Origin of the sequence: Streptomyces sp. CB02400 (genome assembly GCF_001905725.1) — a bacterium.
In the GTDB taxonomy this organism is placed as follows: Bacteria; Actinomycetota; Actinomycetes; order Streptomycetales; family Streptomycetaceae; genus Streptomyces; species Streptomyces atrovirens.
This window is the reverse complement of sequence record NZ_LIWB01000007.1, coordinates 256,764-282,928: the sequence shown is the minus strand read 5'-3', so window position 1 is coordinate 282,928 and position 26,165 is coordinate 256,764. Positions and strand designations below refer to the sequence as shown.

General features: G+C 71.2%; 19 protein-coding genes and 1 pseudogene. 12 read left to right on the top strand and 8 right to left on the bottom strand.

The genetic code is table 11. The annotated features are described in order from the left end of the window. Positions 1-89: 89 nt before the first annotated feature. The 4 genes from AMK33_RS19375 to AMK33_RS19360 all read left to right on the top strand — a co-directional run bounded on the left by AMK33_RS19375 (position 90) and on the right by AMK33_RS19360 (position 5,738). A complete protein-coding gene (locus AMK33_RS19375; protein WP_073934091.1) occupies positions 90-1,724 on the top strand; it encodes a fucose isomerase in 1,635 nt (544 codons plus the stop codon). A gap of 104 nt (positions 1,725-1,828) precedes the next feature. Next, positions 1,829-3,202, top strand: a complete 1,374-nt coding sequence (locus AMK33_RS19370; protein WP_073934090.1) for a hypothetical protein — start codon at positions 1,829-1,831, stop codon at positions 3,200-3,202. 50 nt (positions 3,203-3,252) lie between these two features. Beyond that, the gene (locus AMK33_RS19365; RefSeq protein ID WP_073934089.1) at positions 3,253-4,485 is read left to right on the top strand and encodes an AAA family ATPase; all 1,233 of its coding nucleotides are present in this window, start codon (positions 3,253-3,255) and stop codon (positions 4,483-4,485) included. Further along, positions 4,482-5,738 carry a vWA domain-containing protein gene (locus AMK33_RS19360; RefSeq protein ID WP_073934088.1) on the top strand — a complete coding sequence of 419 codons (1,257 nt, stop codon included), beginning with the start codon at positions 4,482-4,484 and terminating at the stop codon, positions 5,736-5,738. The genes AMK33_RS19365 and AMK33_RS19360 overlap by 4 nt, the downstream gene beginning before the upstream one ends. A 17-nt stretch (positions 5,739-5,755) precedes the next feature. On the opposite strand, the gene AMK33_RS19355 is transcribed toward AMK33_RS19360, so the two are convergent. From AMK33_RS19355 to AMK33_RS19330, 6 genes are all read right to left on the bottom strand, one after another. Next, positions 5,756-6,391 (bottom strand): sugar O-acetyltransferase, encoded by a 636-nt coding sequence (locus AMK33_RS19355; protein ID WP_443030922.1) that lies wholly within the window; start codon positions 6,389-6,391, stop codon positions 5,756-5,758. 76 nt (positions 6,392-6,467) lie between these two features. Next, positions 6,468-8,510, bottom strand: a complete 2,043-nt coding sequence (locus AMK33_RS19350; protein ID WP_073934087.1) for an RICIN domain-containing protein — start codon at positions 8,508-8,510, stop codon at positions 6,468-6,470. A 126-nt stretch (positions 8,511-8,636) separates the two neighbouring features. Further along, positions 8,637-10,679, bottom strand: a complete 2,043-nt coding sequence (locus AMK33_RS19345) for a beta-galactosidase (protein ID WP_073934086.1) — start codon at positions 10,677-10,679, stop codon at positions 8,637-8,639. A gap of 52 nt (positions 10,680-10,731) precedes the next feature. After that, complete coding sequence (locus tag AMK33_RS19340) at positions 10,732-12,078, bottom strand: ABC transporter substrate-binding protein (RefSeq protein ID WP_073934085.1); 1,347 nt, start codon at positions 12,076-12,078, stop codon at positions 10,732-10,734. A gap of 68 nt (positions 12,079-12,146) precedes the next feature. Continuing rightward, complete coding sequence (locus AMK33_RS19335) at positions 12,147-13,088, bottom strand: carbohydrate ABC transporter permease (RefSeq protein WP_073934084.1); 942 nt, start codon at positions 13,086-13,088, stop codon at positions 12,147-12,149. A 7-nt stretch (positions 13,089-13,095) separates the two neighbouring features. Beyond that, positions 13,096-14,022: a carbohydrate ABC transporter permease gene (locus tag AMK33_RS19330; RefSeq protein WP_073934083.1), complete on the bottom strand. Its 927-nt coding sequence runs from the start codon at positions 14,020-14,022 to the stop codon at positions 13,096-13,098. Between the two features lie 367 nt (positions 14,023-14,389). Between AMK33_RS19330 and AMK33_RS19325 the strand changes: the two genes are divergently transcribed. From AMK33_RS19325 to AMK33_RS19315, 3 genes and pseudogenes are all read left to right on the top strand, one after another. Next, entirely contained in the window at positions 14,390-15,382 is a 993-nt protein-coding gene (locus AMK33_RS19325; protein WP_073934200.1) for a LacI family DNA-binding transcriptional regulator, read from the top strand. A 91-nt stretch (positions 15,383-15,473) separates the two neighbouring features. Next, positions 15,474-16,264, top strand: a pseudogene (locus AMK33_RS19320) (SAM-dependent methyltransferase). A 129-nt stretch (positions 16,265-16,393) separates the two neighbouring features. Next, entirely contained in the window at positions 16,394-17,140 is a 747-nt protein-coding gene (locus AMK33_RS19315) for a sulfite exporter TauE/SafE family protein (RefSeq protein ID WP_383460128.1), read from the top strand. A 13-nt stretch (positions 17,141-17,153) separates the two neighbouring features. Here AMK33_RS19315 and AMK33_RS19310 read toward each other — a convergent pair whose 3' ends face one another. Further along, the gene (locus AMK33_RS19310; RefSeq protein ID WP_073934081.1) at positions 17,154-17,948 is read right to left on the bottom strand and encodes an SDR family NAD(P)-dependent oxidoreductase; all 795 of its coding nucleotides are present in this window, start codon (positions 17,946-17,948) and stop codon (positions 17,154-17,156) included. Positions 17,949-18,117: 169 nt separating this feature from the next. Between AMK33_RS19310 and ppk2 the strand changes: the two genes are divergently transcribed. Beyond that, positions 18,118-19,116: a polyphosphate kinase 2 gene (ppk2, locus tag AMK33_RS19305; protein WP_073934080.1), complete on the top strand. Its 999-nt coding sequence runs from the start codon at positions 18,118-18,120 to the stop codon at positions 19,114-19,116. A gap of 5 nt (positions 19,117-19,121) precedes the next feature. On the opposite strand, the gene yicI is transcribed toward ppk2, so the two are convergent. Further along, positions 19,122-21,392: an alpha-xylosidase gene (gene yicI, locus AMK33_RS19300; RefSeq protein WP_073934079.1), complete on the bottom strand. Its 2,271-nt coding sequence runs from the start codon at positions 21,390-21,392 to the stop codon at positions 19,122-19,124. 294 nt (positions 21,393-21,686) lie between these two features. Between yicI and AMK33_RS19295 the strand changes: the two genes are divergently transcribed. Genes AMK33_RS19295 through AMK33_RS19280 form a run of 4 tightly spaced genes read left to right on the top strand, consistent with a single transcriptional unit; the run spans position 21,687 to position 26,158 of the window. After that, a complete protein-coding gene (locus AMK33_RS19295) occupies positions 21,687-22,946 on the top strand; it encodes an ABC transporter substrate-binding protein (protein WP_073934078.1) in 1,260 nt (419 codons plus the stop codon). Positions 22,947-22,957: 11 nt separating this feature from the next. Next, a complete protein-coding gene (locus AMK33_RS19290; protein ID WP_073934077.1) occupies positions 22,958-23,911 on the top strand; it encodes a carbohydrate ABC transporter permease in 954 nt (317 codons plus the stop codon). 5 nt (positions 23,912-23,916) lie between these two features. Continuing rightward, entirely contained in the window at positions 23,917-24,744 is an 828-nt protein-coding gene (locus tag AMK33_RS19285; protein WP_073934199.1) for a carbohydrate ABC transporter permease, read from the top strand. Positions 24,745-24,778: 34 nt separating this feature from the next. After that, entirely contained in the window at positions 24,779-26,158 is a 1,380-nt protein-coding gene (locus AMK33_RS19280) for a GH1 family beta-glucosidase (protein WP_073934076.1), read from the top strand. Positions 26,159-26,165 lie beyond the last annotated feature (7 nt).

Here is a 26,165-nt window from a genome sequence, read left to right as displayed (position 1 = left end):
GACACGGTGACCGGACACCGGACGCCGACCACCGACCGCAAGACCCTCCGCCCGCACCCCGGGCCGGACGCACTACCAACGGAGAACGCATGACCGCGTACACCCTGCCCGAGCTCCACCGGCTGCCGGCCGCCGAGCCGAACACCGTCTACACCGTCGCCAGCGGCGATCTCCGCCCCGCCGCCAACACCACCTGCTGGCCCACACAGGAGAAACTGGAGAGCGACCTCGCCGCGACCGTCACCGACCTGGGCTGGACGGTCCGCCGCGGCCACCCCGTCGACCAGGCCAAGGGCCACGGATTCATCGACAGCCAGCGCGCCGGCATCGAGGTGTTCAAGAACATCCCCAAGGACGCCCCGCTGATCGTCGTCGAGGCCGTCTGGCAGTACAGCCACCACGTCCTCGCCGGCCTGCGCAGCCACGAGGGCCCGATCCTGGTCGTCGCCAACTGGAGCGGTGAGTTCCCGGGCCTGGTCGGCCTGCTGAACCTGGCCGGCAGCCTCACCAAGGCGGGCCGTGACTACTCGGTCCTGTGGAGCCCCGACTTCACCGACGACTGGGCGCGCGACGGACTGCGCACCTGGCTGGAGACGGGCACCCTCACCCACGACACCGGCCACGTCCGCCCCCTGCCGCCGCTGGCGAAGGACGCCGAGACCGAACTCGGCACCGCCCTCGCCCGGCAGCTGCGCGAGGAGAAGGCGATCATCGGCGTCTTCGACGAGGGCTGCATGGGCATGTACAACGCCATCATCGACGACGAACTCCTCAACCCCCTGGGCATATACAAGGAACGCCTCTCGCAGAGCGCCCTAGTCGCCGAGATGAGCAAGGTCTCCGACGCCGAGGCCCGGGCCGTCCGCGCCTGGCTCGACGACGCCGGCATGACCTTCCACACCGGCACCGACGAGGCCACCGAACTCACCGACGCCCAACTGCTCAGCCAGTTCAAGATGTACATCGCCGCGCTGCGCATCTCCGACGACTTCGGACTCGACGCGGTCGGCATCCAGTACCAGCAGGGCCTCAAGGACACCGTCCCGGCCAGCGACCTCGCCGAGGGACTGCTCAACAACGTGCAGCGTCCGCCCGTACACAGCCGGGACGGCGCCCGCGAACTCTACGCCGGCGCGCCGCTGCCGCACTTCAACGAGGTCGACGAGGGCGTCGCCGTCGACTCCCTCGTCACCAACCGCATCTGGACGGCCATGGGCCTGGACCCGGCCACCACGCTGCACGACATCCGCTGGGGCGAGGAGTACGACGGCCGGTTCGTGTGGGTCTTCGAGATCTCCGGCTCGGTCCCCGCCTCCCACCACGGCGGCTACGACAAGTCGTACAGCATGCGCCAGCCCCCGATGTTCTTCCCGCTCGGCGGCGGCACGCTCAGCGGTGTCTCCAAGCCGGGCGAGATCGTCTGGTCGCGCGTCTTCCTGATGGACGGCCGCCTCCACGTCGACCTCGGCCGCGCGAGCGCCGTCGAACTGCCGGAGGAGGAGACGCGGCGCCGGCTCGACGCCACCAACCCCCAGTGGCCGATCATGCACGCGGTGCTGCACGGCGTCACCCGCGACCAGTTCATGGCCCGCCACCGCGCCAACCACCTCAACGTCGCCTACGCGCCCGACGCGGACACCGCCGACAAGGCGCTGCGCGCCAAGGCCGCCCTCTTCGCCGAACTGGGCGTCGAGGTCCATCTGTGCGGTGACGTGACGCTGTAGCCGTAAGTCACCTGACAGGTCGTGACGCGGCGGGCTATGCTCGCCGCGATGACCACTCACTCTGTTCTCAGATTGGGGGTCCCGTCCGTGCAAGGTGAGTGCTGATGCGCCCACACATCGCGGACGGGGATTCCCGCCTTTCCCTCTGGCTGCGCGTGCGTGAGTACGCCGTGCCGCCCTCCATGATCGAGACCGCGACCGCCCGCCGACACGTCGGCGACTGGGCCGGCGCCTGCGCCGCCGCCGGGATCGACGTCGACCTCCGGCTGCGCCCTCTGGCCCGCACCCACGGCCGGGAGCTCGCGTCCCAAGTGCGGGACGACCTACGGCACTTGGCGCCCGACCTGCTGCGCTGGCAGATGCCGAGGATCGCCCCGGACGGACTGCTGCGCCCCGGCCTCACCATCGCCCTGGCCCGGTACGGCCGGCAGGATCCGGTCCACCTCGTGGTCCGGACGCCGCCCGCCTGGGCGGACGGCGGCCAACGGATCAGCCTCGCCCTGTGGGACACCTCGCGGCTCGGCGCCGAGGCCCGGCACCATCCGCATCCGCGTCCCGGGCCCCGGTTCCGCCTGGACCTGCACCGCCACCTGTGGGACGCCCGCAGGAGCGGTGAACTGCGGGTCCGCTCCGGCGCCGACCGGCCGACGGCCGACGCCGATCCGCGCGGGCTCGTCCCGCCCGGCCACCACTGCGCCGTGGACCGCTGGGCCGACGAGGCACGGATCGTGCTCCGCGACGCCGGGCGCACGACCGGGTCCGTCACCGTGCGGATCGGTGCCGGACACCGGCTGGTGCTGACCCTGCCCGACGACGGCGACGGACCGGCTCCGCCGTCCGCCGCGCGCATCACGCCCGCGGCCGGCGCCGGCTCCGTCGCGGCCCTGCCCGTGCTGCCCGACGCGGCGACCCATGTCCTGCCCGACCTCGAACTGCTCCGCACCGGGGCGATCCGGGCCGAGCGGCTGCATCCGCTGGTCGCCGCCGCGCTCGCACCGGAGCGCGCGGCGACCGGCCAGCCCCGGACATCCGACCCGGCGGTCCGGCCCCACCTCGTGGAGTGCCGCGGAGCACGGCACCGGATCGGCCTGGTCGACGGCGTACTGGTCCCCCTGGACCACGACCCGGACGAGATCCGGTGCGAGGAACTGCTGGCCGAACTGACCGGCACCCCGCTTCCCTGCCTCCAGGCCATCGACCGGGCACACCGGCGGCCGGACTGCCTCACGGGCGTACGCGAACGCCTCGACCACGGTGACATCGCCGGGGCGCTGGCCGTCGTCGAGAACCTGCTGGGACCCGACGCGCGCCTGCGCGGCGGACCCCTGCGGGACGAACTCGAGGCGGCCGCGCGGCGGCGGATCACCTACGGACTGTACCGGTCGGGTCTCAGCGGACCCGCACCCGAGTGGCTCCACCCGGCTCGCCCCCGCCCCGACGACCGCCGCTCCCACCCGCGCCACGCGACGCACGGCTGACTCCCCGGGGACTCGCGTTCCCGCACACTTACTTACACAGGTGATCACCCATGTCTTCCCCCGCCCTTTCCGCGCCCTCCCGACTCGACGTCGCCGGTGACCTGCTCACCCTCCTGCGCGACACCTCCACCGAACCGCGCCCCGACGTCCAACTGGAGGCCCTGACCCTGGCCGTCGCCGCCGACCTGCCCGTCCTGCTGTGGGGCGAGCCGGGGATCGGCAAGACCGCCGCCCTGAACCAGTTGGCCGCCTCCCTGGACCTCCCCCTCACCACCGTGATCGCCAGCGTGCACGAGCCGTCCGACTTCTCCGGGCTGCCCGTCGTCGGCGACGACCCCGCCGAACAGGGCGTACCCATGGCCCCGCCGGACTGGGCCGTGCGCCTGGTCCGGGCCGGCCGGGGCCTGCTGTTCCTCGACGAGCTGTCCACCGCGCCGCCCGCCGTCCAGGCCGCCCTGCTGCGGCTGGTGCTGGAACGGCGGATCGGCGCCCTGCGACTGCCGCCCGGCGTACGGATCGTGGCCGCCGCCAATCCGCGCGCCTCGGCGGCCGACGGCTGGGAACTCAGCCCGCCGCTGGCCAACCGGTTCGTGCACCTGAACTGGACCCACGACCACGAGGTCGTCGTCCGCGGCCTCGGCGGGACCTGGCCCCGCACCACCCTGCCCCGGCTCGACCCCGGGAAGCTGCCCGAGGCCGTGCGCTTCGCCCGCCGCGCGGTGTGCGAGTTCCTCACCGCCCGGCCCCCGCTCGTGCACCGGCTGCCCGACAGCGAGACCCGCCGGGGCGGCCCCTGGCCCTCCCCGCGAAGCTGGGACATGACCCTCACCCTGATCGCCTTCGCGACCGCGGCCGGCTCCACCCGCGACGTCCTCTCCCTGCTGGTCCGGGGCACCGTCGGCGACGGACCCGGCCTGGAGCTGCTGGCGAGCCTGGACCGGATGGACCTCCCCGACCCCGAGGTACTGCTCGCCGACCCGGCCGGCGCCGACCTGCCCGAGCGGGGCGATCTGCGCCAGGCCGTGCTCGACGCGGTGGTCGCCGCCGTACGCGCACGCCCCGAGAAGTCCCGCTGGGACGCCGCCTGGGCGCTCCTCGCCCGCGCCGTCGACACCGGGGCACCCGACCTGGTCGTCGTCCCCGCGACCACCCTCGCCGCGCTGCGCCGCGAGGACTGGGACGTACCGGCGACGATCGAACGGCTCACCTCGGCCGTGTCCCTGTCCCGGCGCGCGGACCGGGCCGCCGCCCGCGTCGCGGCCGGGGCGACGGCGGGCCGATGACCACGCACCCGCCTCAGACCGGCCCCGCACTCGACCTCGACAAGCTCCTCTCCGCCCGGCTGCAGGCCGCCCGCGCCCGGCCCTACCTCGCCACGGCGCTGTTCGCGCTGCACCCCGTCGAGTCCCGGCGCGTCCCCACGATGGCCGTCGACCGGCACTGGCGCTGCTATGTCTCGCCGGTGTTCGTGGACGCCACACCGGTGGAGGAACTGGCCGGCGTCTGGGTGCACGAGGTGTCGCACCTGCTGCGCGACCACCACGGACGCGGCGACCGCGTCGCCCGCGAACGCGGACTGCACGGTCCGGGGGAGCGGCTGCGGATGAACATCGCCGCCGACTGCGAGATCAACGACGACATCTACGGCGACGGGCTGGCGCGCCCCGACGACGTGGTGCTGCCGGGCACCCTGGGGCTGACCTCCGGGGAGCTGATGGAGGACTACCTGCGCCGGTTCACGCTCGGCCCGTACACCCAGGGCATGGTCTGGCTGGACTGCGGCAGCGGCGCCGACGGGCTCGAACGGGACTGGGACCTGGGCCCGGACGGCGCGCACGGGCTCAGCGAGCAGGAACGCGACGCCGTGCGCTTCCGGGTGGCGCAGGGCATCACCGCACGGCCGGGCAACGCGCCGAAGGGATGGCGGCGGTGGGCCGAGGAGGCGTTCCATCCGCCGCAGCCCTGGCGGGAGTTGCTGGGCGCGGCACTCCGGTCGGCGGTCTCAGGACCGGGTGCGGGGGACGACTACAGCTACGGGCGGCCGGCCCGGCGGGCGGCCGGGGTGCCCGGTGCCGTCCTGCCGAGCCTGCGGCGCAGACCGCCCCGGGTGTCGGTCGTCATCGACACCTCGGGCTCGGTCAGCGACGCCGAACTGGGCAGCGCGCTGCTGGAGGTCACCGCGATCTCCCGGGCCGTGGGCGGTCGCCGCGACATGGTCTCCGTGGTGTCCTGCGACGCGGAGGCCGGCCGGGTGCACCGGCTGTGCCGTGCCGAGGGCATACCGCTGACGGGCGGTGGCGGCACGGATCTGCGGACCGGCTTCGCCAAGGCCCTCGGGTCCCGGCCCCGGCCGGATGTCGTGGTCGTCCTCACCGACGGACAGACACCGTGGCCGGACACCCGGCCACCGTGCCGGACGGTGGTGGGCCTGTTCCCCCGTGCGCGGACGTCATGGGACGAGGACGACCCCGACTACGTACCGGACACCCCGCCCGACTGGGCCCGTGTGGTGACCCTGGGCGCCGATGCCCGATGAGGGGCGGCGGGAACCGTTCAGCTCCGCGCGGTACCCGGCGACCGGTACGTCCACTCCCGGTCAGCGTCGGTGATCGGCCGCAGTACGCGGGCCGGGGTCCCGGCGACGACCGTCATCGGCGGCACATCGGCGGTCACCACGCCGCCCGCGCCGACGACCGAGCCCCGCCCGACGGTCACACCGGGCAGGATCACCGCGCCGGCCCCGATCCACACGTCGTCCTCGATGCGCACCGGCGCCGAGAACTGGCTGCCGTCCCGGCGCGGTTCGGGGTGGACGGGATGACCGGTGGTGCTGATGGTGACATGGGGCGCGAACATCACGCGGTCGCCGACGAAGACCTCGACGTCGTCGACCAGGGTGAGACCGAAGTTGACGTACACGTCGTCGCCGAGGTGCACATGCCGGCCGTAGGCGACGTACAACGGCGGCTCGATCCACACGCCCCGGCCCACCGAGCCGAGCAGTTCGCCCAGCAGGGCTCGGCGGGCCTCCTCGTCGCGCGGCCCGGTGGCGTTGTACTCGGCGGCGAGTTCCTTGCCGCGCAGCCGCTGCTCCTCGAGCAGTCCGAGGCCGGGCGCCGAGTCGGTGTACAGCTCGTGGGCCGCCATGCGGCGGCGTACCTCGCGCTCGGCGTCGTCGTCGTGTGCCACTGGTTCTCCATGGGTGTCGTGGAAGCGGTCCGGCCGCACCACCGGACGGTGGTGCGGCCGGATGCGGGCGGATCGGTCAGTCCGTCACGTCCGTGACCGTCCAGCGCTGGTTGGAACCCGAGTTGGGCTGCCAGGTCGTGACCGCGGCGCCCTCGTGCGTGGCCTGCCCGCCGACCTCCAGGAGGCGCCCGGTGGCCGCGTTGACCAGGGTCCAGGTGCCGTCACCCGTGGTCGACATGATCCACTCGGCGGCCGGGTCCCGCTGTCCGGTGTCGGGCTCGGTCACCGGCACGTCGTCCCGTACGGTCAGCCGCCCGCCGTCCACCGGGTTGGTGAACTCGTAGCGCTCCCGCACGCCGTCGTCGGGGCGCACCGCGCTCAGCCGCCACTGCTGGGCGGCCGAGTCGTCACCGGTGCCGATGACGAGGCGCGTGCCGTCGTCCGCGACGGTGACCGCCTTGCCGCTCTGCACACCGGTCAGGGTGTAGGTGTGGCCCTTGCGCAGCAGCGGGGCGTCCTTCGCGACGCCGGAGACGCCCTTGACCTCGAAGGACGTCACCGACTGGGCGGGCACGGCGAAGGTGGCCGCGCGGTCGGTGACCTTGATGGCCCGGTGCCGCTCCAGCTTGCCGTCGGCGCTGGTCACCACGGGCGTGACGGTCGCGTTCCGGCTGATGTGACGGAACTTGGACAGGTCGACGGTGACGTCGCGCGCCTCGGTGGTGCTGTTGACGTGGACGAGCGAGGCACCCTTGCCGTTCTTCGTCACCGCCGCCGCGCTGGAGGTGTCGTCCACCTTGATCAGCCGGTCGCCCGGCTTGATGAAGTGGGTGAAGTTGCGGGCGGTGTCGAACTTGGTGTTCGTGTGGATGGGGCAGGTCTCGAGGGTGTCCTCGGAGGTGCAGCTGAAGGGGAGCTGGATCTCGCCCCAGTTGCCGCCCTTGGCGGACTCGCCGCCGGGCTTCATGTTGTCGTAGTCCTCGACGGGCTGCCAGAACACCCAGGCGCGCGGCTCCAGTTCACGCAGGTCGTCGACGATGCGCTGGGCGAGGCCGAGACCGGGACGCATGTCCGTGAAGCTCTGTCCGTCGCCCCAGTCGCCCTCGACCTCGCTCATCCACAGCCGCTTGTCCTCGGCCTTGGCGATGTCGCGCACGGTGGTGCGCTGACCGGTGCCGTAGGTGTGGACGTTCATCTGGCCGACGAGGTCACGCGCCTCGGGCGAGTAGGTGTTCCAGTTCCGCGCGAAGATGGACGGGTTGGTCTCGTCCATGGCGGAGATCTCCGCCTTGGTCTTCGCCTTCTTCAGCGCCGGGGCGAGCGCGTGGAGCACCTTCTCCTGGAGCTCGGGACCGATGTGGGCGCCCTCCTGACGGCCGCCGACGGGTTCGCCGTCCGCGCCGAGCCGGGTGCTCCAGTAGTCGGTGTTCGGCTCGTTGAAGGGGTCGACGGTGTCGACCTTGATGCCGTGCGCCTTCTCCAGCCGCTTGGTGGCGCCCGCCATGTAGGCGGCGAAGTCGTCGACCGACTCGGTCTTCAACTGGTCGGCGGTCGCGTCGAACCCGCCGGACACATAACCGCTGACCGTCATGAACCAGGGCGGGGAGTTGCTGAAGGTCTCCCAGTGGGTGATGTCCTTCTTGATGCGGTCCACCCACCACCGCTGGGTGGCGTCGGCGTTCTCGTTCCAGTCGGCGGGATCCTCGGCGTCCCACCAGTCGGTGTCCTCGCGGGTGGTGCCCGCGGGCGCCTTCCACCAGCCCTCGACCGCGCCGCCGGCGCGCAGGTAGTCCTGCACGTCGGGGGCGTTGCCGCCGCCGACGTTGTACCGGGCGATGTTCAGGGCGAGACCGTCGTCGCCGAACAGCAGCCGTGCGAGCTTCTCGCGGATCTCCGGCGGGTAGTCGCCGGTGGCGTTGGCGAACCAGACGAGACTGGTGCCCCAGCCCTCGAACTCCTCCTGCTGGTAGGAGGGGTCGGGCCGGACGGTGACGGAGGGGAGGTCCGCTGCCTGGGCGGCGGCGGACGTCGGCCCGGGGATCAGGGCGGCCCCGGTGGCCAGGGCTGCGGTGAGCCCGGCGGCGGTAAGGAGCCGTCTGTTGCGGGTGCGGCGTGCCATCGGTGTGCTCCCAACAATGAGGTGTGGTCGCGCTTCGGTGGACCCTCCCGTCGCAGTCGCTGCCGGCGGGAGGGGACGGCCCCCGGAACGGGTGCGTGCCGTTCCGGGGAGTGGTGGGGGTGGGTGTCAGGCGGGCGGCTGCCGCAGTACGGCGACCGCGCGGGGCCCGAGCGTGAGGGCGCCGTCGGTGCCGGTGGTGCCGACGAGCACCTCTCCGTCGAGGCCGGGCACCACAACGGTGTCGTCGGTCCGGTTCACCAGGAACAGGAACCGTCCCTCGGTACCCCGGCGTACGACCGGCTCGACCGACCCGCGTACCGAGACGGGCAGTTCGCTCTCCACCCCGGCCCGTTCCAGCAGGCGAGGCAGCAGCGAGGTGAGCCCCTCGACACCGAGCCGGGTGGAGACGTACGTGGCGGAACCCCCGCCCGCCGGCCGCCGGGTGACGGCGGGCCTGCCCGACTGCTCGCCGGTGCGGTAGCGGGCCAGCACCTCCGTCCCGGCGCCGGTCACGGTGATCCGGTCGGTCCACAGGGCGCCGCTCGTGCCGTCGTCGAGCTCCACGCTGTCACCGGCGAGCAGCGGGCCGAACTCCTCGATGCGGATGCCGAGCAGGTCCCGCAGGGCGCCCGGATAGCCGCCGAGCCAGACGTGGTCGTGCTCGTCGACGACACCGGAGAAGTACGTGGTGATCAGATGGCCGCCCTGTTCGGCGTACCGGGTGAGGGTCTTCGCCAGGTCGGCCGGGACCACGTGCAGCACGGGGGCGATCAGCACCTGGTGGCGGTGCAGGTCGGCCCGGGTGGTGACGAGGTCGGCGCGGACGCCGAGGGCGAGGAGCGCCGAGTACCAGTCGAGCGCCTCCTGCCGGTAGTCCAGCAGGGAGGTGGGGTGGGAGTCCTGCTCGCTCGCCCACCACGACTCCCAGTCGTAGAGGATGCCGACCCGGGCGGGCTCCCGCTCGGACCCGGCGATCGGGGCGAGGTCCTTGAGGGTGGCGCCGAGGCCGGTCACCGCGCGGAACAGCTCGCTGTCCGCACCGGCGTGCGGGACCATCGCCGAGTGGTACTTCTCGGCGCCCGCCGCCGACTGCCGCCACTGGAAGAAGCAGACCGCGTCGGCGCCGTGGGCGACGTGCAGCAGCGAGTCGCGGGCCAGGTCGCCGGGGCGCTTGGCCACGTTGACGGGCTGCCAGTTGACGGCGCTGGTGGAGTGTTCCATCAGGAACCAGGGCCGCCCGCCGGAGATGCCGCTGGTGAGGTTGGCGGAGAAGGACAGCTCGTCGCGGTCCTGCGGGCCGGGGTGGACGTAGTGGTCGTTGGAGACGAAGTCGATCTCGTCCGCCCAGTCGGGGTAGTTCATGCCCTTGGTGCCGCCCATCACCATGAAGTTGGTGGTGACGGGGACGTCCGGGGTGAGCTCCCGCAGGATCTCCCGCTCGGCGCGCAGATGGTCCTTCAGCGCGTCCGAGGAGAACCGCTTGAAGTCGAGCTGCTGGGTGGGGTTGGGGTGGGAGGCGGCCAGCCGCGGCGGCAGGATCTGCTCCCAGTCGCTGTACCGCTGCGACCAGAACGCCGTGCCCCAGGCGGTGTTGAGCGCGTCCACCGTGGTGTAGCGGGCGCGCAGCCAGTCCCGGAAGGCGCGGGCCGCGTCGTCGGAGTAGTCGTAGACGTTGTGGCAGCCCAGCTCGTTGTTGACGTGCCAGGCGACGAGCGCCGGATGACCGGCGTACCGGGTCGCCAGCTCCCGGACCAGGCGCAGCGCGTACGCGCGGAAGACGGGCGAGGTGGGGCGCCAGTGCTGGCGCGCCCCCGGCCACAGGGTCTCGCCGGTGGCCGTGACCGGGAGGATCTCCGGGTGGGCCGTGGTGAGCCAGGGCGGCGGGGAGGCGGTGGCGGTCGCGAGGTCGACGCCGATGCCGCCCTCGTGCAGCAGGTCCATCACCTCGTCGAGCCAGGCGAAGTCCCAGGTGTCCTCGGCCGGTTGCAGCCGGGCCCAGGAGAAGATCCCCACGGACACGAGGTTCACGCCGGCCTCGCGCATCAGCCGGACGTCCTCCTCCCACACGGTGCGGGGCCACTGCTCGGGGTTGTAGTCGGCGCCGTAGACGAGACGGGGGGCGGGGTCACCGTCCGCCCCGCCGGTGCGGGACAGGAGGGTGGAGATCATGGCGGTCCTTCCGGATGGGGCGGCGCGGGACGTCCGCGCCGCCCGACAAGTGCTACTTCTCGACGGTGAAGCCCTGCTCGTTGCCGTACTCGACGGAGGCCTCCTGCCAGGTCTTCAGGCCCTCGGCGAGCGTGGTGTCCGAGACGTAGGCCTTGCCGACGGTGTCGTTGAAGATCGAGTTGGCGTACACCTGGTACGGCAGGTACGACCAGTCGTCGGCGACGTTCGCGGCCGAGTCGGCGAATATCCTGTTGGCCTGCTGCCCGCCGAAGTACGGGAACTCGGTGTTCTGGAACGCCTCGGAGTTCAGCTGCTCGGTGGTGGCCGGGAAGGCGCCGCCCTTCACCCGCGTGTCCACGCCCTCGCCGGCGCCTGCGTACTCCAGGAAGGCGTAGGCGAGGGCCTCGTTCTTGCCGAGCTCGGGCAGGGTGAGGGCGCTGCCGCCGTTCTCCGCGCTCGCCTTGCCGCCGGCCTTCCACTGGGGCAGCGGGGCGACGCGCCAGTCACCGGCGGCGTCCTTCACCCCGGAGGCGAGGTTGGCGGGCATCCAGGCGCCGATGGCCAGGGTGGCGATGGTGCCGTCGCCGAGGCCCTTGTACCACTCGTCGGACCAGCTGGTGACGGGCGCGACCAGCTTCTCGTCGAGGAGCTTCTGCCAGGTGCCGGTGTAGGCCTTGGCGCCCTCGTCGGTGAAGTCGATGCCCACCTCGGTGCCGTCGACCTGGTACGGGCGTGAACCGGCCTGCCACAGCAGGCTGGTGGTGAAGCCCGCGTCGCCGGCGTCATTGGTGATGTACGCCTTCGGGTCCGCCTTGTGCAGGGCGCGGGCCGCGTCCACGTACTCGTCCCACGTCGTGGGCACCTCGATCCCGTACTTGTCGAAGACCTTCTTGTTGTAGAACAGCGCCATCGGACCGGAGTCCATCGGCAGGCCGTAGACGCCCTCGCCACCGGCCTTCACACCGTTCCACGGACCGGGGGAGAACTTCTCGGCGAGCTTGTCGGCGCCGAAGCCCTTGAGGTCGGTGAGCTGCTCGGTCAGCGCGTACTGGCCCATGGCGTAGTACTCGACCTGGGCGACGTCGGGGACGCCCTTCTTCGCGGACATGGCGTTCTGCAGCGCCTTGTACTGGTCGTTGCCGGTGCCCGCGTTGACCAGGTTCACCTTGACGTTCGGGTGTTCCTCCTGGAAGTCGGCGGCCACCTGCTTCAGCGTGGGTTCCCACGCCCAGACGGTGAGGGTGCCGCCCTTCTTCAGCGCGGCCTGGACGTCCGACTCGGAGACCGTCTTGGGACCGGACCCCTCGTCGTCGGATCCGCCGCAGGCGGTGGCGCCCAGGGCGAGGGCGCAGACGAGGGCTGTGCCGCGCAGCAGGCGGCGGGAGGAGTGCTTGCGCATGGACGTGCTTCCACTTCTTCGTGGCCGAAACCGTGACCGATGGGCAAAGAGAGGGGGACGGAGGGGAGTTATTCCTTGACGCTTCCGGCGGCGAGTCCCGACTGCCAGTACTTCTGCAGCATCAGGAACGCGGCGATCAGCGGGACGATGGTGATCAGCGAGCCGGTGACGACCAGATGGAAGACGGGCTGGCCGCCGGCGGTCGCGGCCTGGGCGTTCCAGCTGTGCAGGCCCAGGGTGAGCGGATACCAGTCCGGATCCTTGATCATGATCAGCGGCAGGAAGAAGTTGTTCCAGGTCGCGACCATGGTGAACAGCGAGACGGTGACGATGCCCGGCGCCAGCAGCGGCAGCGCGACGGTGAAGAAGGTGCGCACCTCGCCCGCCCCGTCGATCCGCGCCGCCTCCAGCAGCTCGGTCGGGATGGCCTCACTCGCGAACACCCACATCAGATAGAGACCGAACGGCGAGATCAGCGAGGGGATGATCACCGCCCAGGGCGTGTCGGTGAGACCCATGTTGCTGAACATCAGGAAGGTCGGCACCGCCAGCGCGGTCCCCGGCACCGCCACCGCGCCGATGACGACGGCGAACACGGCCCGGCGCCCGGGGAAGTCGAACTTGGCGAGTGCGTAACCGCCCAGCACCGCGAGGAAGGTGGCACCGCCCGCGCCCACCACCACGTACAGCAGGGTGTTGAGCAGCCAGCGGGTGAAGACGCCGTCGTCGTAGGTGAACGTCTCGGCGATGTTGTCCCAGAGGGCGAAGTCGCCGTCGAACCACAGGCCGAACGAACGGGACAGCCCCTCCTGGGTCTTGGTGGCGCTGATCAGCAGCCACACCAGCGGCACCAGGCTGTAGAGCAGCACCAGAGAGGTGAGCACGGTCAGCAGGACGCTGCGCCGGGGGCGGCCGGGGGAGTGCGGACGCCGGGGCGTGCGCAGCCGTACGGCGGAGCCCGGCGGGGACGCCGCCGGTCCGGCGGAGGCGGGGGTGACGGTACTGGTCATCGCTGCTTCACACTCCCTTGCGCATGCCGCGGAGCTGGACGACATAGGCGATGACCATGGTGATCAGCCCCATGACGATGGCGACCGTCGCGGAGTAGTTGTGCTGCTGGCCGGAGAAGGACAGCGAGTACGTGTAGTAGTTCGGGGTGTAGTCGGTGGTGATGGCGTTGGGCGCCAGCTTCTGCATGACGCTGGGCTCGTTGAACAGCTGGAAGCTGCCGATGATGGAGAAGATCGTCGCGATGACGAGCGCGCCGCGGATCGCGGGCAGTTTGATGGCGGTGATGACGCGGATCTGCCCGGCGCCGTCGATCTCCGCCGCCTCGTAGAGGGAGTTCGGGATCACCCGCAGCGCCGAGTAGAAGATCAGCATGTTGTAGCCGACGAACTCCCAGGTGACGATGTTGCCGATCGCGGCCAGCACCAGGTCGGGGGAGAGCGGGTCGGGCAGCGAGAGGCCGAAGGCGTCGTTGAGGTCACTGACCAGGCCGAACCGGGTGCCGTACATGAAGCTCCACATGAGCGTGGCCACGACGGCCGGCACCGCGTACGGCAGGAAGATCGAGATGCGGAAGAAGTTCTTTCCGTACAGCCGGCCGCTGTCCAGGGCCAGGGCCACCAGCAGCGCGATGCCGAGCATGATCGGCACCTGGACGCAGAGGAAGAGCGAGACCCGGCCGAGGGCTGCCCAGAACCGGTCGTCCTGGAGCGCCTGTTCGTAGTTGTCGAGGCCGACGAAGGTGGTCCCGCCGATGAGCTGGTCGCGGAAGAGGCTCAAGTGGACCGAGTACGCGATCGGCGCCAGGAAGACCAGGGCGAACACGGCCACGAAGGGGCCGATGAAGCCCCACCCCGTCCAGGAGCGGCGGTCCCGTCTCACCGGGGGCGGGGCCGGCCGCGGCTCCGCGGCCACCGGCGGTTGCAGCGTCGTCATGTCGTTCCTCGCTCGTCAACATTTCCGAACCGGTGGCTCGACCTCTCGGCGCGCAGCCGGGCGGCCTGGCCTCCCACACTCGATGTTTACGCAAACATCACCCACCGCGAAAAGAGGGCTGAGCTGTTATGTTTACGTAAACATCCGGTGGCGGCATGTCTACACTGCCCCGAGGACGACGGTCAAGGGTCCCCTGGGGAAACCGTGACGCGAGCAGCGACAGGAAGGCGGCTGACGTCGAGTGGACACGGTTGAGAGAACGCCGGTGGACCTGCCCGGCTCCGACGCCGAGCCGGCCGGGACCGCTCGGGACACGGCCGGCGGGGCCCCGGCCCACCGGCGCGCCCGCGCCCGCGCCACGGCCTCCATGGCGGACGTGGCCCGGCTCGCGGGAGTCTCCTCGCAGACCGTCTCCCGCGTCTCCAACGGCTACGCGGGGGTCACCGAGGAGACCCGCCGTCAGGTGCTGGCCGCGATGAAAGAACTCGGCTACCGGCCCAACAGCGCGGCCCGTGCCCTCAAACGCGGCGAGTTCCGCACCATCGGCGTCATCACCTTCACCCTGTCCACCACCGGCAACGTCCGCACCCTGGAGGCGATCGCCACCTCCGCCGCGCACGAGGGCTACGCGGTGACGCTGCTGCCGGTCGCCGTACCCACCCAGGACGAGGTGCGCGGGGCGTTCTCCCGGCTGGAGGAACTCGCCGTCGACGCCGTGATCGTCATCATGGAGGTCCACCTCCTGGACGCGGCGACGGTCACCCTGCCCCCGCACGTCCAGGTGGTGGTGGTCGACTCCGACGCCGGTGACCACTACACGGTCGTCGACACCGATCAGGCGGGCGGCACCCGCGCAGCCGTCCAGCATCTGCTCGGCCTCGGCCACCGCACGGTGTGGCATCTGGGCGGCCCCGAGGGGTCGTTCGCCGCGCAGCGCCGTACGGACGCCTGGCACGCGGCCCTCACCGAGGCCGGACGGGTGCCGCCGCCCCTCATCCGGGGTGACTGGTCGGCGGACTCGGGCTACCGGGCCGGCCTCGAACTCGCGGCCCGGGACGAGTGCACGGCCGTCTTCGCCGCCAACGACCAGATGGCACTGGGCCTGTTGCGCGCCCTGCACGAACGCGGCCGGCGCGTCCCCGAGGACGTCAGCGTCATCGGCTTCGACGACATCCCCGAGGCGTCCTCCTTCCTGCCCCCGCTGACCACCGTCCACCAGGACTTCGCCGAGGTGGGCCGGCTCTGCGTCCAGGCGGTGCTGAGCAAGATGCGCCAGGACGGTCCCGAGCGGGGCACCACCCTCGTCCCGACCCGGCTGGTGCGGCGCGCCAGCACGGCACCGCCGCCGGAAACCACCTGACGACAGAACTCCCTTTCTCCGTATGTCAGTTGGCGTATGAGACTTGGTGGTCGTCGGGCACGCTCGGTGCACCCCTGGGACGGACCCCGCCATGCCGGCCGGCACACCCACCGACCCTCCGCACCTCGACACCGGCCGGGCGCACCCCGCGCGGGTCTACGACTGGCTCCTCGGCGGCAAGGACAACCACCCGGTCGACGAGGCCGTCGGGGAGGAACTGCCGTCCGAGGCACGGGACGCCGCCCGGCAGAACCGCCGGTTCATGCACCGGGCGGCGGCCCGGCTCGCCGGCCAGGGCATCGACCAGTTCCTCGACATCGGCTCGGGCATCCCCACGGAGCCCAACCTGCACCGGATCGTGCAGGGTGTCGTCCCCACCGCGAAGGTCGTCCACACCGACAACGGCCCGATCGTGCTGCGGCACGCCGAGGCCCTGCTGAGCAGCGGCCCCGAGGGCGCCACGGACTACGTCCAGGCCGACGTGCGCGACCCGGACGGCATCATCCGGCACGCCCGCGGTGTGCTCGACTTCGAGCGCCCGATCGCGCTGTCCCTGATCACCCTCCTGCACTTCCTCCCCGACGACCAGGACCCCTCGGCGTCGTCGGTGAGCCGCGGTCCGCGCTGCCGCCGGGCAGCTACCTCGTGCTGACGCACGCCGCCTCCGACCTCCACTCCGGACTGGCCGAGCGGGTCACGGCCGAGTACGCCCGCGCCGGCATCCGCCTGGGTTTCCGCACCCGCGCCCAGGTCGCCCGCTTCTTCGACGGCCCGGACCTCGTCGACCCGGGCCTGGTGACCGCGCCGGAGTGGTTCCGGACGGCTCCGGCGCCGTCGCCCGAGGACAGCGGCATCCACGCGGGCGTGGCGCGGCTCTCCTGACCCTTCGGTGATCACCGAAGGGTCCGCAGGCTAGCGTCCTCACATGAACGTTTCCTCGGACCAGGACCGGCACCGGGCACCCTCGGGTGGCGACGACGCGACCGGAGCCACGGCGTGACGCCGCTGGAGATGGCCGGCGTCTTCGCGGCGGGCGTCGGTGCCGGCGCCATGAACGCGGTCGTCGGCTCGGGGACGCTGGTCACCTTTCCCGTGCTCCTCGCCACCGGGCTGTCCCCCGTCACCGCCACGGTCTCCAACGCGCTCGGACTGATCCCCGGCTCCGTCAGCGGCGCCATCGGCTACCGCAGGGAACTCGCAGGACAGGGTCGGCGCGTCCGCAGGTTCGGCGTCGGCGCCGCGCTGGGCGGGCTCTGCGGCGCGACGCTCCTGCTGGCCCTGCCCGCCGAGGCGTTCGAGACCATCGTGCCGACCCTGGTGGGGCTCGCCCTCGTCCTCGTCGCGTTCCAGCCCCTGATCGGCAGGAAGGTACGCGCCCGCCGCGCGAAGGGACACTCCTCCCGTCCCGACGGCGGATGGCCGCTGTCCACCGGTCTGGCCCTGGCCAGCGTCTACGGCGGCTACTTCTCCGCCGCGCAGGGCATCATCTACATATCCCTGATGGGCCTGCTCATCGACGAGCCGCTGCAACGCCTCAACGCCGTCAAGAACGTGCTCGCCGCGATCGTCAACACGGTCGCCGCGGCCTTCTTCGTCTTCGTCGCCGACTTCGACTGGACGGCCGTCGCGCTCATCGCGGTCGGTTCCGCCCTCGGCGGCCAGCTAGGCGCCAGGACCGGCCGCAAATTCAGCCCCGCGGTGCTGCGCGCCCTCATCGTCACGATCGGCACCCTCGCCCTCGTCCAGCTGCTGCGCTGACCACCGCCCGCTCTCAGGGCAGGATCGAGTCGACGTAGCCGCCGTCGACGCGCAGCGCCCCGCCGGTCGTCGCGGAGGCCTGGTCGGAGCCGAGGTAGACGACCATGTGGGCGATCTCCTCCGGCTCGATCAGCCGTTGCAGCAGCGACTGCGGCCGGTGCTCGCGCATGAAGGCACGCTGCGCCTCGTCCCACGGAAGGTCGCGGTCCACCAGCTCGTAGACGAAGTCCTCCACCCCGCCGGTGTGGGTGGGCCCGGCGATGACCGAGTTCACCGTGACGCCCGTGCCCGCCGCCTGCTTGGCGAAACCCCGGCTCACCGCGAGCAGCGCCGTCTTGGACATGCCGTAATGGATCATCTCGGCGGGGGTGACGATCGCCGAGTCGCTGGCGATGTACTGGACACGCCCCCAGCCGCGCCCGGTCATACCCGGCAGGAACAGCCGGGTCAGCCGCACGGCGGCCAGGACGTTGACCTCGAAGTAGCGCCGCCACTCGTCGTCGGTGATCTCCAGCGGGTCCGCGGAGCCGAAGACTCCGAGGTTGTTGACGAGGATGTCCACCCGCGGCAGGGCCTCGGCGACCCGCTCGGCGCCCGCCTCGGTGGTCACGTCCGCCGCGACCGGTACGACGTCGGCGCCGGGCACCTCCCGTTCGAGGGCGGCGGCGCTGTCCCGTACGCGCTCGGCGGAGCGCCCGTTGACCGCGACCCGGGCGCCCGCCCGCGCCAGCCCGGTGGCGATCGCCGCGCCGATGCCCTGGGTGGAACCGGTGACCAGCGCCGTACGGCCCTTCAGATCGATCTGCACGTCGTGCGTCCCCTTCGCCTGGATACGAATGCCGGATACGAGCGAAGGCGCTACCCGCGTACGCGCCCCGCCCGGTCCTGCTCCTTCCCCGGACCAGCGGTCGGATCACCGCAAATCGTCCGATGGGCATACGCTTCTCGTAGCGCACTCGAAAGAGGCGGGAGGTGACGTGACGGCCGAACACGCGGACGCACCGGACGGCCGGACGGAGGCCGGGACCGGTCCGAACGGCGACGATCTGCTCCACGGGCTGGAGGTGGACGACCGGCGCCCGGAGCGGCCCGTGCTGCTCGACGCCGACGGCACCCCGATCGAGACCTGGCGGGAGAACCACCCCTACGACCGCAGGATCCGCCGGGCGGAGTACGACCGCACCAAGCGCATCCTGCAGATCGAACTGCTGAAGATGCAGCGGTGGGTCAAGGACACCGGTCAGCGCATCGTCGTGGTCTGCGAGGGACGGGACGCGGCCGGCAAGGGCGGCACCATCCAGCGGTTCATGGAACGCCTCAACCCCCGTGGTGCCCGCGTGGTCGCCCTGGAGAAGCCGACCGAGCGGGAAGCGGGACAGTGGTACTTCCAGCGCTATGTGGCCCATCTGCCGGCCCGTGGCGAGATCGTCTTCTTCGACCGCTCCTGGTACAACCGCGCGGGCGTCGAGCGGGTCATGGGCTTCTGCACGGAGGCCGAGTACCGCCAGTTCCTCCAGCAGACGCCGATGTTCGAGCGGCTGCTCACCGACGACGGCATCATGCTGGTGAAGTTCTGGTTCTCGGTGTCCCGGGCCGAGCAGCGGACCCGGTTCGCGATCCGCCAGGTCGATCCGGTACGCCGCTGGAAGCTGTCGCCGATGGACCTCGCCTCGCTCGACCGCTGGGACGACTACACCGAGGCCAAGATCGAGATGTTCCGGGCGACGGACACGCCCCACGCGCCGTGGACGGTGGTGAAGAACAACGACAAGCGGCGGGGCCGGCTGGAAGCCATGCGCAGTCTCCTCGACCGCTGCGACTATCCGGCGAAGGACCACGAGGCCCTGGGCAAGCCGGACCCGCTGATCGTGGGCTCGGCGGACACCCTGCTGGAGGCCGGTGAGGAACCCGCGGTCCTCTCACCGACCCCCCTCGCGGGACCCGGCGACGGCCCGGGCAGTCACCCGGGCACGTGACCCCGTCATCCCAGCGGCAGCGTCACCTCACCCGCGCCCTGCGCCTCCGCCCCGCCGGCCACGCGCACCGTGAACGGCCGGTCGGTCCCGGACGCCGTGACCCGCAGGACGTCGCCGTCCCGCCGGACCCGGAACGTCGCGGCCGGAAGCCCCGCCGTGTCCGGCACGGTGACCTCGGCCGCGTAGTCGGACGCGGCCGAGGGGTGCACGAGCAGGACCGGAGCGTCCAGCCAGTCGCCGTCGGGCCGGGAGTCGTCGCCGGCCAGCGGCAGCACGGCGCCCTCACGGACGTACAGCGGAAGGCTGTCGTAGCCGTGCCGCTCGGTGCGCCAGCACGGGCCGGTGACCCGCTCGCCGCTCAGCAGATGGGTCCAGGTGCCCTCGGGCAGATAGACCTCCACCTCGCCGTCCTCGCTGAACACCGGCGCGACCAGCAGGTCGGGGCCCAGCATGTACTGGCGGTCGAGCGGGCGGCACGCCGGGTCCCGCGGGAACTCCAGCACCATGGGCCGCATCACCGGCACGCCCGTACGGTGGGCCTCGGCGGCGGCGCCGTACAGGTACGGCATCAGGCGGTGCTTGAGCAGGGTGAACCGCCGGGCGACGTCGACCGCCTCGTCGCCGAACTCCCACGGCACCCGGTACGACGTGGAGCCGTGCAGCCGGCTGTGCGAGGAGAGCAGACCGAAGGCGAGCCAGCGCTTGAACACCTCGGGGACGGGCGTCCCCTCGAAGCCGCCGATGTCGTGGCTCCAGAAGCCGAACCCGCTCAGCGACAGGGACAGGCCGCCCCGCAGCGACTCGGCCATCGCCTCGAAGGACGACCAGCAGTCGCCGCCCCAGTGCACCGGGTACTGCTGGCCGCCTGCGGTCGCGGACCGGGCGAAGAGCACCGCCTCACCCTGCCCGCGCTCCTTCTCCAGGAGCTCGAACACCGTCCGGTTGTACAGGTGGGTGTAGTAGTTGTGCATCCGCTCCGGGTCGGAGCCGTCGTGCCAGACGACATCGGTGGGGATGCGCTCGCCGAAGTCCGTCTTGAAGGTGTCCACGCCCTGGTCGAGCAGCGGCTTGAGCTTCGACTGGAACCAGGCGCGGGCGTCGGGGCTGGTGAAGTCGACCAGGCCCATGCCGGCCTGCCACAGGTCCCACTGCCACACGTCGCCGTTCGGACGGCGCACCAGGTGCCCGAGGGCGGCGGCCTCGTCGAAGAGCGGGGACTTCTGCGCGATGTACGGGTTGATCCAGATGCTGATCCGCAGGCCCTTCTCCTTGAGCCGGGCCAGCATGCCCTCCGGGTCGGGGAAGACGTCCGGGTCCCACTGGAAGTCGCACCACTGGTACTCGCGCATCCAGAAGCAGTCGAAGTGGAACACCGACAGCGGGATGCCGCGCTCGGCCATGCCGTCGACGAACGAGGTCACCGTCGCCTCGTCGTACGACGTGGTGAAGGAGGTGCTGAGCCACAGGCCGAACGACCAGGCCGGCGGGAGGGCCGGGCGTCCGGTGAGGGCCGTGTAGCGGCCGAGGACGTCCTTCGGGGTGGGTCCTGCGACGACGTAGTACTCCAGCGCCTGGTCCTCGACGCTGAACTGGACCTGTCCGACGGACTCGGAGCCGATCTCGAAGGAGACGGCGCCGGGGTGGTTGACGAAGACGCCGTAGCCGCGGGACGAGAGGTAGAACGGGACGTTCTTGTAGGCCTGCTCGCTGCTGGTGCCGCCGTCGGCCTGCCAGACGTCGACGGTCTGGCCGTTCTTGACGAACGGGGTGAAGCGCTCGCCCAGGCCGTAGATCTGCTCGCCGACGCCGAGCGACAGCCGGCTCAGCACATGGTGGGCCCCCTCGCCGGTGGTGGCGAAGGCGGTGCTCTTGGCGCCGGCGCGGGTCAGTTCGCGTCCGTCCGCGTCGTGGAAGGAGAGCCCGAAGGGACCGGCCCCGTCCAGGCGCAGGGTCAGGGGACCGCTGGTCAGCTCGGTGACGGTGCCGTCCTGGCGTACCGTCCCCGCGCCGTCCGCGTCCCCGGTGAGGGCGAAGTCGGGGCCCGGCCGGTGCTTGCCCGCGTGGTGGGTGACCCGGACGCCGATCACACCCTCGGCGGGGGAGAAGCACTCGACCGTGATCAGCGGCGCGTTGAGGGTGTCGCCCCTGCGCGTCACTTTCTTCACGGCGGCGTAGCCGGTGAAGCGCTTCGATTCCGGGCGCACATCGCGCACTTCGGTGGCGTACGAGATCTGGACACCGTCGCGGATGCGCCAGAAGCCGTCAGTGAATTTCATGGTCTTCCTCGGAGGGGGAGGTCGGCAGAGGCTCGGAAGGAAGCTTCTGACCAGGAACTATGACAGGAGACGCAGAACCTGTCACGCCTTGGCGCAAGCAGATCGTATCGCTGGGGGTCTAGCGCGACCGGCTTCCGCTGGCGTATTAGTAATCAGGCAAAACAAATTACACCCGGTGCAGCGCCAGGCAACACCTCGGCGAGAGCCGCCTCAAGTCGAAGCGCTTCACCTGCCTCCTGAAAGAGTCACCAGCTCAGCGCACGTTGAGCCGGTCCCCACGCAAGGGCACCCACCGTGACAGCACATCCTCCGGTTGCCGCACACCGCGCGCGCGGACGTTCACGCGGAGCCGTCACGTCGTTCGCCGCCGTCTCCGTCCTCATCGCCGGAGCGGCGCTGACCGGCTGCGCACAGCAGCGCGACAGCGACGTGTACACCGTGATGAACTCCTCGACCGACGAGACCTACCACCGCTGGGACGCCGAGGCGATGGCCCGCTGCGGCAAGCAGCTGGGCGTCACCATCGAGCAGCAGAGCGTCCCCGCCTCGCAGGTGATGACGAAGGCCCTGCGCATGGCCTCGTCGAAGTCGCTGCCGGACATCGTGCAGTTCGACGCCTCCGAGATGCCGACCTTCGCCGACGCCGGCGGGCTCGTCGACCTGCGCACCCTGGGTCTCGCCACCGACGACGTCCCCGAGGGCATCGTCGACTTCGGCTCCTACAAGGGCACGTACTACGGTGCGGCCCGCTCCGTGAACACCCTCGCGCTCTTCTACAACAAGGACATCCTGGACGAGGCGGGCGTACAGGTGCCCACCACCTGGGACGAACTGCGCGAGGCGGCGAAGAAGCTCACCGAGGGCAACCGGTACGGACTGGCGCTCAGCGCGGGCGGCGCCGAGGACGGCGTCTTCCAGTTCACGCCGTTCATGTGGTCCAACGGCGGTGACGAGACGGATCTCGACAGCCCTCAGGTCGTCGAGGCGCTCGACTACTGGAAGGCGCTGCTCCAGGACGGGTCGCTGTCCAAGTCCACGGTCAACTGGACGCAGGCCGATGTGAACGACCAGTTCATGGCCGGGAACGCCGCGATGATGATCAACGGCCCGTGGCAGGTCGAGACCCTCAACACCAAGAAGTCGCTGCACTGGGAGATCGCGCAGATCCCCGTCCCCGAGGCGGGCGCCGACTCGGTGGGTCCGCTCGGCGGCGCCGTGCTCACCGTGCCCAACACCGGTGACACCGGGCGCGAGAAGACGGCCGGCCGGATCGTCGCCTGTCTGGCGAGCGAGAAGGAACAGCTCACCTACGCCCTGAACAGCTGGATGGTCCCCGCCAACGAGAAGGCCGCCGCGAAGTGGCGCGAGGAGGTGCCCGAGCTGGACGCGCTGGCCGACCAGGTCGCCGCCGCCCGGTCCCGCACCGCCAAGCTCGGCGCCGGCTGGTCGGGCGTGTCGCTCGCCCTGCAGAGCGCCTTCCAGTCCGCCCTGACCGGCCAGTCCAGCGAGACCGCCCTGCAGCGCGCCCAGCAGCGCGCCACGAGCGGGAACTGAGGTACGCGCCCATGACCACATCCACCGTCACCGCCGTGGCGCCGGCCGAGACGTCCGGCAAGGCCACCGCGCCGGACCCGGGCCGGCAGCGCCTGCGCCGCAGGCTCGCCCAGTGGGGCTTCGTCGCCCCCGCCGTCGTCTTCATGCTGCTGTTCTTCGGCTACCCGCTCGTCCGCAACGTCGTGATGAGCTTCCAGCACTACACCCCGAAGACGTTCTTCACCGGCGAGGCCCCCTTCAACGGCACCGACAACTGGTCGTCCGTCTTCCAGGACGTCCTGTTCGGCAAGGCCCTGTGGCACACCCTCGTCTTCACCGCCGGCTCCCTGCTCGGCCAGTTCTGCATCGGCCTCGCCCTCGCCGTCTTCTTCAACCGCAGGTTCCCCCTCGGCGGCGTCCTGCGGTCGCTGATCCTGCTGCCCTGGCTGGTGCCCATGGTGGTGTCCGGCATCGTGTGGCGCCGCATCCTGGACCAGGACACCGGCGTGCTGAACACCTTCCTGGACACCGTGGGCCTGGGCGGTCAGACCCCATGGCTGACCAGCCCCGACATGGCGCTGCTGTCGGTGATCCTGGTCAACATCTGGATCGGCATCCCGTTCAACATGGTCATCCTCTACGGCGGCCTCCAGGAGATCCCCAAGGAGCTGTACGAGGCGGCCTCCCTGGACGGCGCCTCGGGCTGGCGGACCTTCCGCTCCATCACCCTGCCGATGCTCAAGCCGGTGATCACGGTCGTCCTGGTGCTCGGCTTCATGTCGACGGTCAAGATCCTCGACCTGATCCTCGCCCTCACCGACGGCGGACCCGCCGACGCCACCCAGACCCTGGGCACGCTCACCTACCAGAACTCCTTCGTGGAGCTGGACTTCGGCGCCGGCGCGGTCGTCGGCAACGTCCTCATTCTCATCTCCGCGGTGTTCGCGGTGTTCTACCTGCGGGCCAACCGCACCGAGGGGAAGTGACCGACATGGCCGCTCACACTCCCACCGCGTCCCGGCGCCGCTGGGGCTCCACCGTCGCAGGTGTGATCGTCCTGGGCGTGATGCTCTTCCCGCTGTACTGGATGCTCAACACGGCACTCCAGCCCGAGTCCGGCCTGCTCCAGGTCGACCCGGTGCCGGGCAGCCTGGACCTTTCCGGGTTCTCCAAGGCCGTCACCGACCAGGGCGGTCACCTGCTCACCTCCCTGCTGGTCTCGTTCGGCGCCGTCGCCATCTGCCTGGCCATCTCCGCCCCGGCGGCCTACGGCCTGGCCCGGTTCGGCCTGCGCGGCTCGCGCACGATCGTCTTCGGCACCCTGATCACCCAGATGGTGCCGGGCATCGTCATCGCCAACGCCCTCTACAACTCGTACGTCGACCTGGGCCTGGTGAACTCCTACTTCGGCCTGATGCTCGCGGACGCCTCGCTCGGCATCCCGTTCTCCATCGTCCTCATGCGCTCCTTCATGGTGTCCATCCCGGGCGAGGTCATCGAGGCCGCCGAGATCGACGGCGCCGGTCCGGTACGGGTCTTCCTGCGGGTGGTGCTCCCGATGAGCCGCAACTCGCTGATCACCTCCGGCCTGTTCGCGTTCCTGTTCTCGTGGAGCGACTTCATGTTCGCGCTCACCCTGAACACCACCGACGACGTCAAGCCGATCACGCTCGGCATCTACCAGTACATCGGCGCCCACGTCGGCGACTGGGGCGCGGTCATGGCCGCGTCCGTGCTCTCCGCCGTGCCGGCCGCGATCCTGCTCGTCCTCGCCCAGAAGTACATCGCCGCCGGCATCACCGGGGGCTCCGTCAAGTGATCCCCACCGCACAAACCGAGATGGACCGACACGCATGAGCGACTTCCCCCGTTTCCCGCCCGGCTTCGTCTTCGGCGCCGCGACCGCCTCGTACCAGATCGAGGGCGCGGCGTACGAGGACGGCCGCGGCCCGTCGATCTGGGACACCTACAGCCACACCCCCGGCCTGGTCGCGAACGGCGACACCGGTGACGTCGCCTGCGACCACTACCACCGCTACCCCGAGGACGTGGCCCTGCTGCGCGACCTCGGCGTCGGCTCGTACCGCTTCTCGATCGCCTGGCCGCGCGTCGTGCCCGACGGCACCGGCCCGGTGAACCCCAAGGGCCTGGACTTCTACTCCCGCCTGGTCGACGAACTCCTCGCCGCCGGCATCGAGCCCGCCGCCACCCTCTACCACTGGGACCTCCCGCAGGCCCTGGAGGACCGGGGCGGCTGGCGGGTGCGGGAGACCGCCGAGCGGTTCGCCGAGTACGCGGCCGTCGTCGCCGAGCGCCTGGGCGACCGGGTGCCCCGCTGGATCACCCTCAACGAGCCGTGGTGCAGCGCCTTCCTCGGCTACTCCGTCGGCCGCCACGCCCCGGGCGCCCGCGAAGGCCGGGGCGCCCTGGCCGCCGCCCACCACCTCCTGGTCGGCCACGGACTGGCGGTCCAGGCGCTGCGGGCGGCCGGGGTCCGCGAGGTCGGCATCACCCTCAACCTCGACCACCACCTGCCCGCCACCGACTCCGCCGCCGACCGTGAGGCCGTCGTACGCGCCGACACCCTGCACAACCTGGTGTGGACGGAGCCGATCCTCGCCGGGCGCTACCCGGACACCGAGGAGGACACCTGGGGCGAGCTGATCACCGCGCAGGACTTCCGCCGCGACGGCGACCTGGAGCTGATCCGTCAGCCGCTGGACTTCCTCGGCGTCAACTACTACCGCCCGATCGTCGTCGCCGACGCCCCGTACCGCGAGGGCGACCCCGCCCTGCGCGTGGCGACCGACAACCGTTACGCCGAGACGTCGATGCCCGGCGTCCGGCACACCGCGATGGGCTGGCCGGTGGCCCCGGACACCTTCACCGATCTCCTGGTGGACCTGAAGGAGCAGTACGGCGACGCCCTGCCTCCGGTCCACATCACCGAGAACGGCTCCTCCGAGGACGACGAGGTGAGCGCGGACGGCGCCGTGCACGACACCGACCGGGTGGCCTACCTGCGCGACCACCTCACCGCGCTGCGGGCCGCCATCGACGCGGGCGTGGACGTGCGCGGCTACTACGTGTGGTCGCTGCTCGACAACTTCGAGTGGGCCTTCGGCTACGACAAGCGCTTCGGCATCGTCCGGGTCGACTACGACACGCAGGAGCGCACCCCGAAGGACAGCTACCACTGGTACCGGCGCATGATCGCCGCCCAGCGGCCCTGACGGACCG